The organism is Gallaecimonas mangrovi, assembly GCF_003367375.1.
Lineage (GTDB): Bacteria > Pseudomonadota > Gammaproteobacteria > Enterobacterales > Gallaecimonadaceae > Gallaecimonas > Gallaecimonas mangrovi.
Window position 1 is genome coordinate 3,846,947 of the sequence record NZ_CP031416.1, and the last position, 16,165, is coordinate 3,863,111.

Below are 16,165 nucleotides of genomic sequence, written 5' to 3' on the forward strand. Positions count from 1 at the left end.
CAGTTTTCAGTCATCCAGGGTGCCAGAACGCTGGCGTAGCTCAGTTGCTAAGGTTTTTTTCGGTTCAACACCCAGCTCTAGCAGCATCTCGGTTTGCCGCACTAGGTTTCCCCTGCCGGAAGCCAGTTTTCCCATAGCCTCGCCGTAACGCTTTTGGGTGTTATCAAGGGCGGCGCCGACTTTTTCCAAATCCTCAACGAAGCCGACAAATTTTTCGTAAAGGGCTGCGGCGCGGCTGGCGATGTCCTGGGCATTGCGCGATTGCTGCTCGTAGCTCCAGACCCGTTTAATGGTGCGCAGCACCACCAGCAAATTGGTGGGGCTAACCACAAGAATGTTTTTCTGCAGTGCTTCGGTAAAGAGGTTGGGGTCGGCTTCCATAGCGGCGAAAAAGGCGCCTTCAATGGGAATAAACATCAGCACATAATCAAGGGCATTAACCCCAGAAAGCCGTTCGTAGTCTTTATTGCCAAGGCCTTTAATATGCTGGCGCAGCGCCTGCACATGGCCACGCAGCGCCGCTTCTTTTTGCAGGTCATTTTCGGCAGAAAAATACTTTTCGTAGTCCACCAGGGACACTTTCGAGTCAACAATAATGTCTTTGCTATCGGGCAGGTGCACCACTACATCGGGGATAAAACGCTCACCGGCGTCGTCTTTTAGTGCCACCTGCACGTCAAATTCATGGCCCTTTCTAAGCCCAGATTCTTCCAAAACCCGGTTCAGCACCATTTCCCCCCAGTTACCCTGCAGCTTTTTATCGCCTTTAAGGGCACGGGTCAGATTTTGGGTTTCTTCACTCATTTGCCGGTTAAGATCTTTAAGCACCTGTAGCTCGTTCATGAGCCCTTGGCGCTGCAGTCGTTCGTTGTCATAAACGGTGTCGACTTTTTTATGAAAGTCGCCCAACTGCTGGCGAAGTGGCGTCAGGATGCTTTGCAAACTCTCGTTGCTTTGCTTGGAAAGCGCTTCGGCTTTTTGCTCAAAAATACGCTGCGCCAAGTTTTGAAACTGTTCCGACAGGCGCTGTTCGGCATCTTGCAGCGCCGCCACTTTATCTGCGGCAGCTTTTTGCTGTTCTTCCAGCCGCGCTTGCAACTCGGCCCGGCTTTGCTGCTGCTGAGCAAGGGAGATACGGGTTTCTTCCAGTGTGTCTAAGGTGGCATCGCGTTCTGCTTGCAGCACGTCTAAACGTTCTGACTGCGCTTCATGGCGGCTTTGTAAACTCCCCAGCTCCAACGCCATTGTTTGTAGGCGCTGGCGACTTTGCCATAGCGCCAGGGCTAACAGCAGTACCAGCACCGCTAAAGTGCTCGCCGCGATTAACCATTGCAGTTCGGTCATGCCGCTTCCTTGTGATAATGCAATTGCACCAGGCCGCTACCAAAGGTGCGCATACCGGCCAGCTTCCAGGGTTGTTGGCGGCCGGTGGGCAGGAATAAAGGATTACCTTCGCCTTTGGTGACAGGCAGCAGCGACAAGATAACTTCGTCGACCAAGCCATGATTTAAAAAGCCTTTCACCGTTTCACTGCCCCCCACTAACCACAGCTGCTGATGTTGCTGGCCAATTTGCGCCATCAATTCTTCACCCGTGCCAGTAAAAGGAATAACGCCATCGGCATTAATGTCGTCTTGGTCTGTTAATACATAAGCGGTTTTGCCGCTATAGGGCCAAACACCCAGGCTTAATACATCATCAAAGGTGTTGCGGCCCATAATCAGGCCATCCATGCGTGAAAAAAAGGCATTGTAACCGTAGTCTTCGTCCGTTTTATTATCCTTAGACAACCACTCTAACTGGCCTTTGGGGCGAATGATAAAGCCGTCCAAACTAATGGCGATATAAAGCGTTACTGTGGGGCGAGTCGACATCTTTGCTATGCTCCAGGCATCAATAACTTAGGTCCTACTACGATGTTCTCTTTGCATCCTCAGCTAAGCGCTGATACTCACCAGGTCACTGACCTCACCCTTTGCCGCGTATTAATGAGCAAAGACGCGAATTATCCCTGGTTTTTACTGGTGCCCAAAAGGGATGGCATACGCGAGATCTATGAACTGGAAAAAAGCGAACAAAATCAGTTGTTACATGAATCGACTTTGCTTTCCAGAGCATTGATGGATCATTTCGAAGGCCACAAACTGAATGTGGCGACCCTGGGCAATATGGTGCCGCAGTTACATATTCACCATATCGTGCGCTTTAAAGAAGACTTGGCCTGGCCAAAACCGGTTTGGGGGCAAGTGCCCGCTAAGGCATTTAGCGATGATGAAGCACAACAGCGCATTGCCGCTATCGCTGCCCGCTTAAAAGCCTGAACAGCAAGGTCTTTTAAGGTTGTTAGCCGCGCCGCACTGCTTTAGTTATTTGCCTTAACCAATCAAAGGAAGAGGAGCGCCAATGGGCATTATCACCTGGATTATTTTAGGCTTGGTTGCGGGCATCTTAGCGAAATGGATCATGCCAGGCCGTGACGGTGGCGGCTGTGTTATTACGGTGCTGTTGGGCATTGCTGGCGCTTTTGTCGGCGGCTGGATAGGCACCTTTCTTGGTTTTGGCCCAGCCACCGGCTTTAACCTCGGCAGTATCTTCACCGCTGTGGTCGGCGCTTTGGTCTTGCTGGCTATCTACCGCGGCTTAAGCCGGTAAGGTAGCGCTTAACCCGCCATTTTGTTGCGCCAGCGCAAAAAATCAGCAGCCATGAACTCGCACAATGCCGGTACCTTAAAACGGAGGTACCGATATGCCCACTTGGTTAAACAAATTCAAACTGGATTACTTTGAAACCCTAGCGCTGGCTTCGATGAGTTTTGTGCTGCTGATCTTGGCCGTTTTTGAAGCAACCACTGCTGCCTGGCTACCCTTGGCCATTATCTTTGCCGCTAGCGGTTCTTGGTTTGCTTATCGTCACCTTCTTCGCCCTGGGCGCGCGCACTGACGACAACAGCCCTCGGCTCAGGCTACAATGGGCGGCGACTTCAATGAGCCCGGTTCCATGGAAAAACAGCTTTCTCAACTTACCCCCTTGGCCCAGCGGGCCTTCGCCGCTGCCCTAGCCCAACGCATGATGCCTAATTTTGTGCTGTTTGCTGATATTACCGAACAGCTTGATAACGCCCATGCTTTGCAATCTGCCTTGGATACGGTTTGGGAAAAGCTGCTGACACCAAAAGCCAAAATCAACTTCGAAAAGCAGCAACTGAAAATTGCCGAACTCGAACCAGAACCCGATGCCCACGACTTTTTCGGTGTTTACCCGGCTCTTGATACCTACATGGCCGTGCTCGCCGTCTTAGCGGCAATGCAAGATAAGGACGAACAGCCAGCGCTGGACGTGAGCCGTTTGTCCCGTGGTTCGGTGCAGTTTTATTTAAATATCCAGGCTGAAACCACCCTTGATTACAGCCAGCTGGATGAAGAACCGCTGTGGCAAGAAGAGCGCGATTTTCAAGATAACTTGCTAGAGCTTCTTGCCGATGAGCCGGATCTTGAGTGTTTTCGCCAAGCGCGGCAGTTGGGGAAAAATGACGGAATTTCTAACCTTGGCATAGCCTTAGAAGATTAAGCCGTAAAGGCTAGCGCCAAAAGATACAAAAAAGTTAAAAATGTTAAAGAAAACTCCCACGTTAGGCGCTATACATTAGCGACCTTTTAAGTAGTGGAGTTTTTGATGAAAAGGCCCCTTGTTCTTTTGGCATCTCTTGCCAGTTTTAGCCTCTATGCCCAAGATGCCCGTATCCAGGCAATGGGCGGTGCCGGCACCGCCAACGCCGACTACTTGGCAGCTCCCTTTTACAACCCCGCCTTGTTGTCACATTTCGATGAAAGTGACGACTTTGGCCTGGAGCTCCCCAGCATTGCCGCCAGTTTTCAGGACAAGGACAGCCTGCTCGATAAAATCGATGATTTTCAAGACTTAAACGACCGCCTAGAAGCGGTGCAGCAAAACCCTAATGGCACCACCCAAGCCGAGGCCGAACAGCTTGTTGGCCAATGGCAAGACGCCCTTCGTAAAATGAACGGCAATAGCCTGGATGGGGAAATTGGCTTAGGCGCCGCCATGGCACTGCCCAATAAAACCCTCAGCAGTGCGTTTTTTATCGGTGTTACTGCCTATGTGCGCGGCATCGTCGACATTGACGAAAACGACCTTGATTGGACCGCCGCAGAGTTGCCAGACCAAGACCTAGACAACCTTAATTCCAACGTCAAAGCCGTTGGCATTGCCGTGGTTGATACTGGTCTTGCTTTTAGCCACGGCTTTACCCTTAACAACGGTGACCTGTTAATGGTGGGCGCCAGCCCCAAAGCCCAGCGCATCTACAGCTATTTTTACCAGGCAGACGTGAGCAACTTTGACGACAGCGATTGGGACGACAGCCAATATCGCCAAGATAAAAGCGCCTTTAACCTTGATTTAGGGCTTGCCTATCAACACGATAATTGGCGGCTTGGCTTGAGTGGGCAGAACCTTTTTAAGCAGCAGGTTGATTCAATCATCATCAACCAGCAGCAATTTCGCTACCAGTTAAAACCCCGTTTTACCTTGGGTGGCAGTTATGAAAATCATTGGTTTGCGGCCACCTTGGAAGCGGAGCTCACCAAAACCGAGCTGCCATCCTTTATTGGCGAAAAACAACAATGGGTGCGCGCCGGTGTTGAGTTTGATGCCTATCGCTGGGCACAGCTTCGGCTTGGCTACCGCCATGATCTGGAAGAGGGCCAAAATGTATTAACCGCCGGGGTAGGGTTTTCTCCCTTCGATACCGTGCACTTGGACTTCGCATTTGAGACCGGCCAAAACAGCCATACCGGTGGCGCACTCACCCTTGGCTTTACTTTCTAACAAAGCGCCCCGAACCAGGGGCGCTTTTTTTTAGGAATTCCTTTACCATTTGCCCAGCCCCATGCTTTGCAGGCCTAGGAATACATGGACTTTTTTTCTGCTGCCGTCACCTTATTTTTGATCATGGACCCCTTAGGCAACATGCCGGTGTTCATCTCCATTCTTAAACATCTACCCGCAAAACGCCGCCGGGCGATTTTGGTGCGTGAACTGTGCTTGGCACTGCTGATCATGCTGATGTTCTTATTTGGTGGCGACACCATCCTGCACTTTATGGGCCTCAAGCAAGAGTCGGTGTCCATTGCCGGTGGCATCATTCTGTTTTTAATCGCCATTAAAATGATCTTCCCAAGCCCCGGAGGCCTTACTGGCCTAGCCGTTGGTGAAGAACCCTTCTTAGTACCCATGGCCATTCCCTTGATGGCGGGTCCTTCAATACTGGCGTCACTGATATTAATGTCGAACCAAGTGCCCAATCACTTAGGGCTATTAACCCTGGCACTGGTCGGTGCCTGGGTAGTGAATGCCGCTATTTTGTTGTGCTCAGAGGTATTGATGAAACTGCTAGGTGAACGCGGCCTGGCGGCAATGGAAAGGCTAATGGGGATGATTTTGGTGATGATCTCCGTGCAGATGTTCTTAAATGGCATTGGCCATTACTTCAAACTTTGAAGGAGTTAAGTTTTTGTAAATAAAAGTTAAGACATTAGTCACACAAAATCACATTAAGTTACATATTTGCTCAAACTTGTAATAGTTTGCGAACCAATGCGTCAAATAGTGCAAAAAAGATGCATGGAAAACCAACTATTTCAGGGAGCAAAAATGAAGAACACTTTGCGCAAGAGTGTATTAGCACTCACTGTCAGTACCATTCTCTTTTCAGCCGCGCCTGTTTATGCAGATGACCCTCAAGGTTCTTTGGTGGGGAAAGTCGAGCAAGCAAACGGTACAACCTTGGCTGGCACAACCATCACCATTACCAACATTGAAACGGGGCTAACCCGTACTGTGACCTCAACAGAACGCGGTGAGTATCGCTTTCCATTGCTGCCCATCGGTCACTATAAAATTACTGCCAGCAAGTCTGGTTTCGAGCAGGTGATCGCCGACAAGGTTGCTATCAGCGTTGGCCAGCGTGCTAACGTTGACTTTACGCTCTATGAGCAAGGCGTTGAACGAATTGAAGTTTCAGGGGCAAGAATTGCCGCTTTTGACGTGTCATCCAATACCAAAGGAATGGTGGTTGATGCCGAAACGTTAGACCGTATGCCCGTAGCCCGTAACCAAACAGCAGTTGCACTGCTGGCTCCTGGCACTACCAAAGGCGACAGCGCCTTCGGCAACCTCGCCTCTATTGGTGGTTCATCCGTTGCTGAGAACGCTTACTATGTTAACGGTTTGAACATTACCGACTTCCGTAAAGGCCTCGGCAGCTCTGATGTACCTTTTGACTTTTATGAAACCTTCCAGGTAAAAACCGGCGGCTATAAAGCAGAATTTGGCCGTTCTACTGGTGGTGTTATTAATGCCACCACCAAAAAAGGCTCTAACGAATTTCACTTCGGTGCCAACACCTATTGGGAGCCTAAAGGGCTGCATGAAGACAGCCCGGATGTTGTGAACCGCAACGGCACTATTTATCAAAAGAAAAGCGATATCGGCGATTCATCGCTGGACGGAAATATCTGGGCATCTGGGCCACTGATTAAAGACAAGCTGTTCTTCTTTGCACTTTATAACCCCCGCGATATTAACAGCCGACGTTTTCGCACCGATGGTACGCAAGAAGACGGCAAAACCGACAATGCGTTTTGGGGCGGGAGAATTGACTGGTACATCACCGATGATGTGGTACTAGACGTTACTACCTTCTCTGACAAACGTGACGACCACTACGTCGATTACAACTATGACTATGACACCAATAACCGTGGCGAAGAGGTAGGTTCTTACACCGAGAAACACGGCGGTAAAAACTACATTGCCAACCTCAACGCCAATGTTACGGACAACCTGACAGTGCACGCCTCTTACGGTGTAAACAAAAATGAGTCGACCTCTGTGGCACCAGGTGACAACTGCCCCATCGCCTATGACGCCCGTGATCCAGATACATTAAAGCGACTTGGCTGCTGGGATAACAGTTACCGCGGTGCAACCAACGACGAACGTAAACAGTATCGCTTTGATGTGGGTTATTACGTTGATGATTTCTTCGGTGCCCACGAATTAAAAGCCGGTATCGATGTTGAAGAGTTAACCTCCAATACCGTAGAAGAATACTCCGGTGGCACTTACTACCGCTACGTTACGGCTGATCGCAATGACGACGGGGTGTTGGAAGATGAGGTGAGGGTACAGGTTTATAACAACAATGGTTCCTTTAAAACCACCTCTACCGCCTTTTATGTTCAAGACACATGGCACGTTACCGATACCCTAACCCTGAACTTAGGTATCCGTAATGAAAGCTTTGAGAACGATAATAAAGACGGAAAATCCTTTATCAAAATGGATAACCAGTGGGCACCGCGTTTAGGTTTTGCCTGGGATATCAACGGCGATGGCGAGTCAAAACTTTTTGGTAGCTATGGCCGTTATCATCTTGGTGTGGCAGCTAACACCAATATTCGTTTGGCAGGTGGTGAGCTCTATACCTCAGACTATTACCAGTTCAACGGCACTATTAATGAAGATGGCTCACCCAGCTCCATCGGTAACCTCACCGAAAGTCACGTTTATGGGAACGGTGAAGTACCAGACACTCGCGCCATTGTTGACCAAGGTATTGAACCGATGTACCAAGACGAGTACATCCTTGGTTACTCGCTGCAACTGACCGATGACTGGAGCATGTCGATTGTCGGTACCCGCCGCGACTTAAAATCCACCATCGAAGATATGGCCATTGATGCTGCACTTAATACCTATGCACAAGAAAATGGCTATACCGACTTCGAGGCAGGTGGCTTTGATTACTACGTCTTGGGTAATCCCGGTAAAGACATGAATGTCTATATCGACCTTGACGGCGATGGTAATCCTGAAAACATCAACCTATCAGCCTCGGAGCTTGGTTATCCAAAATCAGAACGATACTACAACGCCGTTGACCTTATCTTTGACCGGATGTGGGATGGCAAGTGGATGTTCCACGGCTCTTACACTTGGTCGCAAAGCTACGGCAACAACGAAGGTTCAGTACGCTCCGACAACGGCCAAGATGATGCTGGCTTAACCACCTTGTTTGACCAACCTGGTCTGTTAGATGGTGCCTATGGCTACCTACCTAATGACCGCCGTCACCAGATCAAAATGTTTGGTGCTTATGCACTTGATGAAGCCTTTACCGTTAGTGCCAACTTCAATTGGCAAAGTGGCCGTCCGAAGAATGCCTTTGGTTACCACCCCACTGATGAGTTTGCCGCGGCTTATGGTTCAGAGTCCTTCTATAGCCTGGGTGAACCCTCACCACGGGGCTCTCAAGGCCGGTTGCCCAGCACTTGGACACTGGACCTTGGGCTGCAATGGCAAACCCAGTTCTCCGAAAAATATGACCTGACACTGCGCGCCGATGTATTCAACGTCTTCAATAATGACCGTGCCACCGAGGTGTACGAGATTTATGACGACGAAGATACCGGCGGTGCATCCATGGACCCGATGTTTGGCCAAGCTACCAGCTACCAAACGCCGCGTTACGTGCGTTTGTCAGCGTCGCTTAAATTCTAATAACAATCCTGGACCAAACTTTGCGCGGGCCTCGCCCGCGCTTTTTTTACATCATGCATTTAAAAAATGAGATGTATGTAATGCAAAAAATTACATATTTAGATCGCATCATAATAATTAGTGAGTCACTTAACTTTTACTGAGCAATAAATGATGCTGTAGGGTTCTATTTCTGAATAGTTAGTTTCAATACCAGCCATAGTAATACTTCCATTACAAGTGACTGTGTACCATCCTACAACATTCTCCATTGCCGATGTTTCAAAGTATAAACGCCTAAAAGAATACTGAGGAGAAGCTCCGACGACAGATATATTACCCAATAAAGAAATAAAGAAAACAAAGACCAAATGTATTTTTTTCATGACTAAAATTCCATTTTTAAAAAGGCCCCGCTAAAGGCGGGGCAATAAGGTCAAGAGAGAAAGTGGTAAGAACGTCTTAGTAGGTAACCTCTACACCCAGCCTAACCGAGCGGGGTGATTGATAACCCGTTGCTAAACCATAACGCTCATCTTCATTACCAGCGGTACTGTGTTCCGCATATTCATAGACCTCTGTTACACCATGGGCATCCATGACGTTAAAGATGGTCGCTGAAAATTTGACATTCACCTTGTTGAACTTCATTTCATAGGCGGTGGACAAATCCAAGTTGGCAATCCAAGGAGTGCGGCCCATAGAACCACGGCTCACTTTGGTCAGCTCGCCGCTGTCAGGGTCGGTCAGATAATAGGTGTAGCCGTAACCTGGCTGCCCACCTAACGCTTCCGGATAACCAATACCAAAAGCATTAATAGGACGACCTGACATCAGATAAGAGTTCCAACCTACGGTCCATTGGTCGGTAATAGAGTACGAGCCATAGAACTTGAAGGAATGGCGACGATCATTAGGCAAATCACCGTAGGCACCATCCATTAACTGCGGGTAATCCCAATCGGTAGTCAAGCCAGCATCATCTTGGCCGTTATCCGATTTGACATAACCTTCGGTGTTACCCTCTGACTTAGCCCAAGTATAAGAAGCATCAAACTGCAGTTTGTCGGTGGTATGTTTTAAATCGAAGGTCAGCGCTTTATAGGTACGTTTGGCTTTCGGCAGGCCTAACTCATCGGCGGTAAAGTGTTTAGTTTCATAAACACCATCACCGTCAGGGTCAACGCTAACCGTTGCACCATAGCCAGGGTTAATGAGAACACAAACACCTTCACCGAATAGATCATCATTACAGGTGTCATCGATAGAGCGTTTCAGGTCCCGATAAGTACCAGTGACATTTGCTTTCCAACCTGGAGCAAATTCATTTTCATAACCGAGGATCCACTCTTCCTGATACATCGGTTTGATATTTTGATCAGCTACTGCATTAACAGGCTGAGGAGACGAATAAACGTAAGTGTCTCCTAGCTGTGAACCTAGGTTAGGTACACCTTCTGAGTCTAAGCCGTTGTAGGCATAGTAGTTAACATAGTAGGACTCATTACCGGCAATACGTACGTTGGTATTGTTTTCAATAGGTAGGTAATAAAGCCCCCAGTTACCAAAGACACGAGAATTACCATCACCAACCGGATCCCACGAGAAACCAAGACGCGGTGCCCACTGGTTATCGATTTTAATGAAAGACTCACCACTGGCACTTTTATTATTGAACATGTCATTACGCAGCCCGATATTTAACAGTAAATTGTCGGTTATCTGCCAGGCATCTTCGAAGTAATATGCATAAGACTCGGTACTAAAAGATCCATAGGAGTCATATACAACCGCTTCGACATAATCTAAGTCCGAGCCAGTATCGTTGGTGTAACCATTATTCAGCTGAGCACCATCAGACATTGAATCGATGTAATATCCAGTACCACCAGAATAATAAACATCATCACTTGATGATTTCAGTTTCTCAAAGTCAGCACCAAACTTTAATGTATGGTGATCATTCACAACCCATTCGAAATCAAGCCGTCCAGCTTGACGTTTATCTTCATCATTATTGACACCCGAATACGCACTTCCAGAGCAAGAAGGGTGAGTATTATCTGCATCAAGATAGTTATAAACATATGGACATTCAGAAGTCGCAGAGTGACTACTTAAATTGTATTTATTTTCACCATAAAGAGCGGTGACAGTTAAATCGTCTGTCCAATATCCCGTATACTTTAACAACCAGTTTTTACCACCTTTATCGTAGTAGGTGGTTGAAGGAGAAGTGCCAGCGACAACTTGACCGGCATCATAGTCATATTCATAGTCATTATCGGTATAGGTTCGAGAATCATTAAAAGCGGTAAATTCCAGCACATGATTATCGGTAATATACCAATCTAAATTAACCCCCCAGAAGGCATTATCGCTATCTTCGGTTGTAAGCGTATCGCCCCCTTCGATGCTTGACGTGTAGCTGCCCGAATTCAACCCTGCTGTATGAACATCACGCGGGTTATAGAGCGCATAGAAGAAAAGCTTATCTTTAATCAGTGGCCCAGATACCCAAATGTTGCCTTCCTTGCTATCGCTTTCGTCCTTATCGTTGGGGATATACATTTTACCGTTACGGTAGCGGGTATTGGGCGAGTCTGAGCGAAGCGAATCAGGGGTGTAGTAAAAACTGGCACCAGCATGGAATTCATTGGTACCAGATTTTGTTACTGCATCAATAACCCCACCGGTTGAACGACCAAACTCAGCACCATAGCCACCGGTTTTAACTTTAAATTCTTTATAAAACTCAAAAGGAACGGAGGAACCACCCAAGCCATTACGAAAATCGGTAACGTTAAGGCCGTTGATGTAATAAGCATTTTCGGCAACAGAAGCACCACCAAAAGACGCTAAATTACCAAAAGCACTGTCACCTTTAACGGTACCGGGTGCGAGCATTGCAATGGACGTGGAATCACGGCCTACTGGCAGCTTATCGTACTGCGTTTCGCCAATATTAAGACCAGTACTGGTTGCTGCAGTATCCACCATGGAAATACTGCTACCCACCACACTGATGGTTTCAATATTGTCATCATTTAAATCGATAGTGGTTGCAGTATTATTCCCCAAGGAGACCACAACGTTCTTAGACTTTATTGTGGTGCCGCTACTGTCCTTAATGGAAATAATATATTTACCAACCTGCATTTGCGGAAAACGAAAGGTGCCATCATCGGTTACTTCCACTGAGCGATTTTGCCCCGTTGCCGGGTTTGTCATTACCGCCGTTAACCCTTTTTTTGAAACATGCAACAAAGTCCCGGATACAGACCCTGTAGTTTCATTAGCAAAAGCTGCGTGAGGAGCAAGTGTGCCTAAAACCGCTGCTATGGCAGCTGCTTTGACACACTCTGCAATATATTTTTTCTTCATCTACTAATCCCTGAAATGAAAAATAAAACAAAAATTCACGTTTTATAAACATTGAAAACATTCAGGGAATTTTTTTGCTAGATCATCAACTTAAAAGGAACATTGTGACACTTATCAAAAACAATTAATAAACAAGACCAATGTCACACCAAAATATAATTAATAAAATAGATATTTTTAATTATTTGACACTATTAATTAACAATATGCATAAAAAAAGAAAGCCCTGCGTCATCATCAAGGCTTTCTTTTCGTTACTTTTTAGGAAAAAGAGACTGGCGTTTTTGATTAACAGCGATACTGCCAAAAACGAAAAAGGAGAGTTTTTCTTTGCCGGTGAGTTTGATGGCCTTACCGATGAGCAGCACTAGAATACTGTGCATCACAATGATAACGGCCAAGGCGATGTACAGAACGGTGTTCAGCGGCGCCTGCATCGGATGCACCACATTAATAAAGCAGGCTACCCAGACAACGAGCATCATCAGCTGTTTTATCTTCAGCATTACCAGCATTATTCTTGTCCTTCATATTGAAAAAGCATGGCTTGCACTTGCCCGGCGTTAAGCTCCCGATGAAGCCGCCAATGGGCGGGAGTGGCGGGCGTTAACCCCTTTTCGACCTCAACATAAATCCATGCATCCGTATTGAGCCAGCCACCATCAGCCAGTAACTGCATAGCCGGTTCGGCAAAGCCTTTGCCAAAAGGCGGGTCAATAAACACCAAATCAAACCCCTGTTGGGGCGGTAGTTTGAGCCATGCCAGTACATCCGCTTGCACCACCGAGCCTTGCTGGGTGTTAAGCCTGGCAAGGTTGTCGATAAGTTGCCGGGCAACCGCTTGGTCTTTCTCAACCAGCACCAGCTCTGCACCGTGGCGCGATAACGCTTCCAAGCCAAGCGCCCCAGCGCCTGCAAAGCAGTCCAGAATACGGGCATCAATGGTATGCCCCTGTAGCCAGTTAAAAAGGGTTTCACGCACCCTGTCGGTGGTGGGGCGCAAACCTTCAACATCCTTAACAGGAAGCTTTCTGCCCCGGTAAATACCGGAGATGATACGAATTTGTCCGCTGTTGCCTTTGACTGCCATGGCGGTTCTTTGCCCTCCGGGTTAGACTAACGCCTTTAAAAATCCCGCTATTCTAGCCGCCAGACGACAGATTGCCCATGAGCAAAAAGAAAGGTTTCTTGTCCTGGATGGGTTTTGGCCGTGATAAGGCCGAACCGGTTCAGGAAGATAAAAAGGCCGAGCAGGCCGCAAGCGAACAACAAACACCCACCAGCGAGCCGACCGAGCAGCCAGAAGCAGAAGTCGCATCTGTAGCAAAGGTCGCGATTGACCTGGAGTCGGCCTTGCCGGTTGAAGCCGAAGCCGAAGCCGAAGCCGAAGCCGAAGCCGAAGCGAAGCCGAAGCCGAAGCCGAAGCCGAAGCCGAAGCCGAAGCCGAAGCGAAGCCGAAGCCGAAGCGAAGCCGAAGCCGAAGCCGAAGCCGAAGCCGAAGCCGAAGCCGAAGCCGAAGCCGAACAGGATGCTGCGCCCGCTGCTGAGGAAATCAAGGCCGATTTAGCCACGCAAGCGGCGGCAGCCCATGCAGGCAGAGAAAAGCCCGGCTTTTTCGCCCGTTTGCGCCAGGGCTTGCAGCGTACCCGCCAAAACCTCGGCGCGGGTTTTCTGGCGATTTTCCGCGGCAAGAAAATTGACGACGAACTGTTCGAAGAGCTGGAAACACAGCTGTTATTAGCCGACGTTGGTGTAGAGACCACCACCCGCTTAATCGACCGGCTCACCAAACAGGCACATTTAGGCCAGCTAAAAGACGGCGAAGCCTTATATGAGCTGTTAAAAAAGGAAATGCAGGCGCTGCTGGCACCGGTTTCCCAGCCGCTGGTAATTGACCGTAAACCCCATGTCATTTTGATGGTGGGCGTTAATGGTGTTGGCAAAACCACCACCATTGGTAAATTGGCTCGCCAGTTTAAAGATCAGGGCAAATCGGTGATGCTGGCCGCAGGCGACACCTTCCGCGCTGCGGCGGTTGAGCAGCTGCAAGTGTGGGGTGAGCGCAATAACATTCCGGTTATTGCCCAACATACCGGCGCCGACTCGGCCTCAGTGGTGTACGACGCCCTGCAGGCAGCGCAGTCACGCGGCGCTGATGTACTGATCGCCGACACCGCCGGGCGCCTGCAAAACAAAGCGCACCTGATGGAAGAGCTGAAAAAAATCGTTCGGGTTATGAAAAAGCTCGACCCGGAAGCCCCCCATGAAGTGATGCTTACCCTTGATGCCGGTACCGGCCAAAATGCCCTAAGCCAGGCCAAACTCTTTAGCGAGGCGGTAGGCTTAACCGGTATTACCCTGACCAAGCTCGATGGCACCGCCAAAGGTGGGGTTATCTTTGCCATTGCCGATAAATTTGGTATTCCTATCCGCTATATAGGTGTAGGTGAAGGCATTGAGGACCTGCGTACCTTTAACGCAACCGACTTTGTTGACGCCCTCTTCGAGACAGAGGAAAAATGATCCGCTTTGAGCAGGTTTCCAAGGCATATCCTGGTGGTGCGCAAGCATTGCAAAACGTCAGTTTTGAACTGGCAAAAGGGGAAATGGCCTTTCTGACCGGCCACTCCGGAGCAGGGAAAAGCACCTTGCTCCGCCTTATTACGCTGCAAGAAAGGCCTTCTGCCGGCAGGGTAAGCATTAACGGCCACGACATCAGCCGCTTAAAATCGTCCCAGATCCCTTATGTACGCCGCGACATCGGCATCATTTTTCAGGATCACCGGCTGCTGATGGACAAAACCGTTTTTGAAAACGTGGCTCTGCCATTAATGGTGGTGGGCTTTACCGCGGGTGAGATCCGCAAACGGGTCCAAACGGCCCTGGGTTGGGTTGGCCTTGCCGACAAAGCCAACTGCTACCCCATACAACTTTCTGGTGGTGAACAGCAACGGGTGGGCATTGCCCGGGCGGTGGTCAATAAGCCGCCGCTACTGCTGGCCGACGAACCTACCGGCAACCTCGACCCGAAATTGTCGATGGATATCCTGCACCTGTTTGAAGATCTTAATAGTCTTGGCATCTCGGTGCTGGTGGCTACCCATGATTTAGGGCTAATTGCCAGAATGCGCCATCACACCCTCACGTTGAAGAATGGCCGAATGCTCGGTGATGCGTTGGGGGGCGATTTATGAGCCTGCTGTTTGAGAACCGCACCGTTGCCGCCAGCGCTGCCAAGCCCGGCTTTTTTAGCCGCTTGGCCATGTACTTTGTGCGCCATGTTCAGCAAGGCCTTGGTAGCCTTGGCGAGCTGTGGCGCTCGCCTATCGCCAGCTTGCTCACCATTGCGGTGTTAGGTTTTTCACTCACCTTGCCCGCAACCTTTTATGTGCTGCTGAAAAATGTTGAAGCGGTGTCAAACCAGTTTCAAAAGGCCTCCGAAATCACCTTGATGCTGAAAGACTCGGTCAGCACCGAAGCCGCTGCCAAAGCAGCAACCCGTATTGGCCTGTATCCAGAAGTGGCTAAGGCGCGGCTTATCACCCGTGATGAAGGCCTAACCGAATTTCGACAAAAAAGCGGCTTTGGCGAAGCGCTCGACTATTTGGACAGCAACCCGCTGCCCAACGTGATAGTGGTTGAGCCCAACGACCACAATTCTGGCCCACAGGCCGCCCAAGCCTTACTCGGTAAGCTCGAAAAAGAGCGGGAAGTGGCGCAAGGCCGGCTCGACATTGGCTGGTTGAAACGGCTGTATGCCATTGTCTCTATGGTTAAGGCCGGGGTATCGTTGGTGGCACTGCTGCTGCTGGTAACCATGGTACTGGTGGTAGGCAACACCATTCGGCTGATGATAGAGCACCGCCGCGATACCATTAATGTGATGAAAATGGTGGGTGCAACCGACGCCTTTGTGCGCCGTCCTTTCCTTTATACAGGACTGTGGTATGGCTTGGCGTCCGGTATTTTATCGCTGATTCTAGTCGCACTTGGCGTTTGGTGGCTAGAGCAGAGTGTGGCCCGTGTGGTTGATTTATACGGCTCCAACTTCCGCCTTGACGGCCTGGGCTTTGAAGAAAGCCTTGTACTGCTTGGTCTTTCTATTTTATTAGGCTTAAGTGGCGCCTACATTGCAGTTTGGCGACACCTTAAAGCCATGGAACCGGCTTGATCCTGACGAAACTTTTTCTTAGAGTGGGACTCTTAGGTATAGGTTTT

16 protein-coding genes are annotated in these 16,165 nt (G+C 49.1%); 10 read left to right on the forward strand and 6 right to left on the reverse strand.

Features of this window, described 5'->3' with window-relative positions; genetic code table 11:
- Positions 1 to 6: 6 nt before the first annotated feature.
- Both DW350_RS18315 and DW350_RS18320 read right to left on the reverse strand, forming a co-directional pair.
- Positions 7 to 1,344 (reverse strand): DNA recombination protein RmuC, encoded by a 1,338-nt coding sequence (locus DW350_RS18315; protein WP_115720320.1) that lies wholly within the window; start codon positions 1,342 to 1,344, stop codon positions 7 to 9.
- Positions 1,341 to 1,874: a dihydrofolate reductase family protein gene (locus DW350_RS18320; protein WP_115720321.1), complete on the reverse strand. Its 534-nt coding sequence runs from the start codon at positions 1,872 to 1,874 to the stop codon at positions 1,341 to 1,343. The genes DW350_RS18315 and DW350_RS18320 overlap by 4 nt, the downstream gene beginning before the upstream one ends.
- Positions 1,875 to 1,916: 42 nt before the next feature.
- On the opposite strand from DW350_RS18320, the gene DW350_RS18325 reads away from it, so the two are divergent.
- The 7 genes from DW350_RS18325 (at position 1,917) to DW350_RS18355 (ending at position 8,584) form a co-directional block, all read left to right on the forward strand.
- Entirely contained in the window at positions 1,917 to 2,321 is a 405-nt protein-coding gene (locus tag DW350_RS18325) for an HIT domain-containing protein (RefSeq protein WP_115720322.1), read from the forward strand.
- A gap of 82 nt (positions 2,322 to 2,403) precedes the next feature.
- Positions 2,404 to 2,652: a GlsB/YeaQ/YmgE family stress response membrane protein gene (locus DW350_RS18330; RefSeq protein ID WP_115720323.1), complete on the forward strand. Its 249-nt coding sequence runs from the start codon at positions 2,404 to 2,406 to the stop codon at positions 2,650 to 2,652.
- Between the two features lie 94 nt (positions 2,653 to 2,746).
- Positions 2,747 to 2,941 (forward strand): hypothetical protein, encoded by a 195-nt coding sequence (locus DW350_RS18335; RefSeq protein WP_115720324.1) that lies wholly within the window; start codon positions 2,747 to 2,749, stop codon positions 2,939 to 2,941.
- A 57-nt stretch (positions 2,942 to 2,998) separates the two neighbouring features.
- Positions 2,999 to 3,568, forward strand: coding sequence for a YjaG family protein (locus DW350_RS18340; protein WP_192954742.1), 570 nt, complete (start codon positions 2,999 to 3,001; stop codon positions 3,566 to 3,568).
- A 105-nt stretch (positions 3,569 to 3,673) separates the two neighbouring features.
- Entirely contained in the window at positions 3,674 to 4,849 is a 1,176-nt protein-coding gene (locus tag DW350_RS18345) for a conjugal transfer protein TraF (RefSeq protein ID WP_115720326.1), read from the forward strand.
- An 84-nt stretch (positions 4,850 to 4,933) separates the two neighbouring features.
- Positions 4,934 to 5,521 (forward strand): YhgN family NAAT transporter, encoded by a 588-nt coding sequence (locus tag DW350_RS18350; protein ID WP_115720327.1) that lies wholly within the window; start codon positions 4,934 to 4,936, stop codon positions 5,519 to 5,521.
- A 153-nt stretch (positions 5,522 to 5,674) separates the two neighbouring features.
- On the forward strand, positions 5,675 to 8,584 hold the full coding sequence (locus tag DW350_RS18355) for a TonB-dependent receptor (protein WP_115720328.1): 2,910 nt from the start codon (positions 5,675 to 5,677) through the stop codon (positions 8,582 to 8,584).
- A 125-nt stretch (positions 8,585 to 8,709) separates the two neighbouring features.
- Here the strand turns inward: DW350_RS18355 and DW350_RS19475 are convergent, their stop codons facing one another.
- The 4 genes from DW350_RS19475 to rsmD form a co-directional block, all read right to left on the reverse strand.
- A complete protein-coding gene (locus DW350_RS19475) occupies positions 8,710 to 8,949 on the reverse strand; it encodes a hypothetical protein (RefSeq protein ID WP_152033013.1) in 240 nt (79 codons plus the stop codon).
- Between the two features lie 76 nt (positions 8,950 to 9,025).
- Positions 9,026 to 11,947 (reverse strand): TonB-dependent receptor, encoded by a 2,922-nt coding sequence (locus tag DW350_RS18360; protein WP_152033014.1) that lies wholly within the window; start codon positions 11,945 to 11,947, stop codon positions 9,026 to 9,028.
- A 254-nt stretch (positions 11,948 to 12,201) separates the two neighbouring features.
- Positions 12,202 to 12,462 (reverse strand): DUF1145 domain-containing protein, encoded by a 261-nt coding sequence (locus tag DW350_RS18365; protein ID WP_115720330.1) that lies wholly within the window; start codon positions 12,460 to 12,462, stop codon positions 12,202 to 12,204.
- Positions 12,462 to 13,037, reverse strand: a complete 576-nt coding sequence (gene rsmD / locus DW350_RS18370) for a 16S rRNA (guanine(966)-N(2))-methyltransferase RsmD (RefSeq protein WP_115720331.1) — start codon at positions 13,035 to 13,037, stop codon at positions 12,462 to 12,464. Before rsmD ends, DW350_RS18365 begins: the two co-directional genes overlap by 1 nt.
- 71 nt (positions 13,038 to 13,108) lie before the next feature.
- On the opposite strand from rsmD, the gene ftsY reads away from it, so the two are divergent.
- From ftsY to ftsX, 3 genes are read left to right on the forward strand one after another with little or no spacing between them, the layout of a single operon-like run.
- Positions 13,109 to 14,470, forward strand: a complete 1,362-nt coding sequence (gene ftsY, locus DW350_RS18375; RefSeq protein WP_192954743.1) for a signal recognition particle-docking protein FtsY — start codon at positions 13,109 to 13,111, stop codon at positions 14,468 to 14,470.
- Entirely contained in the window at positions 14,467 to 15,141 is a 675-nt protein-coding gene (gene ftsE, locus DW350_RS18380) for a cell division ATP-binding protein FtsE (protein WP_115720332.1), read from the forward strand. Before ftsY ends, ftsE begins: the two co-directional genes overlap by 4 nt.
- A complete protein-coding gene (gene ftsX, locus DW350_RS18385; protein ID WP_115720333.1) occupies positions 15,138 to 16,118 on the forward strand; it encodes a permease-like cell division protein FtsX in 981 nt (326 codons plus the stop codon). Before ftsE ends, ftsX begins: the two co-directional genes overlap by 4 nt.
- The last annotated feature ends 47 nt before the right edge of the window (positions 16,119 to 16,165 follow it).

Bases quoted from the DNA above. Each gene is read 5' to 3' on its own strand.
- DW350_RS18340 (WP_192954742.1), top strand. From the start codon at position 2,999: ATGGAAAAACAGCTTTCTCAACTTACCCCCTTGGCCCAGCGGGCCTTC.
- DW350_RS18330 (WP_115720323.1), top strand. From the start codon at position 2,404: ATGGGCATTATCACCTGGATTATTTTAGGCTTGGTTGCGGGCATCTTA.
- DW350_RS18345 (WP_115720326.1), top strand. From the start codon at position 3,674: ATGAAAAGGCCCCTTGTTCTTTTGGCATCTCTTGCCAGTTTTAGCCTC.
- DW350_RS18360 (WP_152033014.1), bottom strand. From the start codon at position 11,947: ATGAAGAAAAAATATATTGCAGAGTGTGTCAAAGCAGCTGCCATAGCA.
- DW350_RS18355 (WP_115720328.1), top strand. From the start codon at position 5,675: ATGAAGAACACTTTGCGCAAGAGTGTATTAGCACTCACTGTCAGTACC.
- DW350_RS18365 (WP_115720330.1), bottom strand. From the start codon at position 12,462: ATGCTGGTAATGCTGAAGATAAAACAGCTGATGATGCTCGTTGTCTGG.
- DW350_RS18335 (WP_115720324.1), top strand. From the start codon at position 2,747: ATGCCCACTTGGTTAAACAAATTCAAACTGGATTACTTTGAAACCCTA.
- rsmD (WP_115720331.1), bottom strand. From the start codon at position 13,037: ATGGCAGTCAAAGGCAACAGCGGACAAATTCGTATCATCTCCGGTATT.
- DW350_RS18320 (WP_115720321.1), bottom strand. From the start codon at position 1,874: ATGTCGACTCGCCCCACAGTAACGCTTTATATCGCCATTAGTTTGGAC.
- DW350_RS18325 (WP_115720322.1), top strand. From the start codon at position 1,917: ATGTTCTCTTTGCATCCTCAGCTAAGCGCTGATACTCACCAGGTCACT.
- DW350_RS18350 (WP_115720327.1), top strand. From the start codon at position 4,934: ATGGACTTTTTTTCTGCTGCCGTCACCTTATTTTTGATCATGGACCCC.
- DW350_RS18315 (WP_115720320.1), bottom strand. From the start codon at position 1,344: ATGACCGAACTGCAATGGTTAATCGCGGCGAGCACTTTAGCGGTGCTG.
- DW350_RS19475 (WP_152033013.1), bottom strand. From the start codon at position 8,949: ATGAAAAAAATACATTTGGTCTTTGTTTTCTTTATTTCTTTATTGGGT.
- ftsE (WP_115720332.1), top strand. From the start codon at position 14,467: ATGATCCGCTTTGAGCAGGTTTCCAAGGCATATCCTGGTGGTGCGCAA.
- ftsX (WP_115720333.1), top strand. From the start codon at position 15,138: ATGAGCCTGCTGTTTGAGAACCGCACCGTTGCCGCCAGCGCTGCCAAG.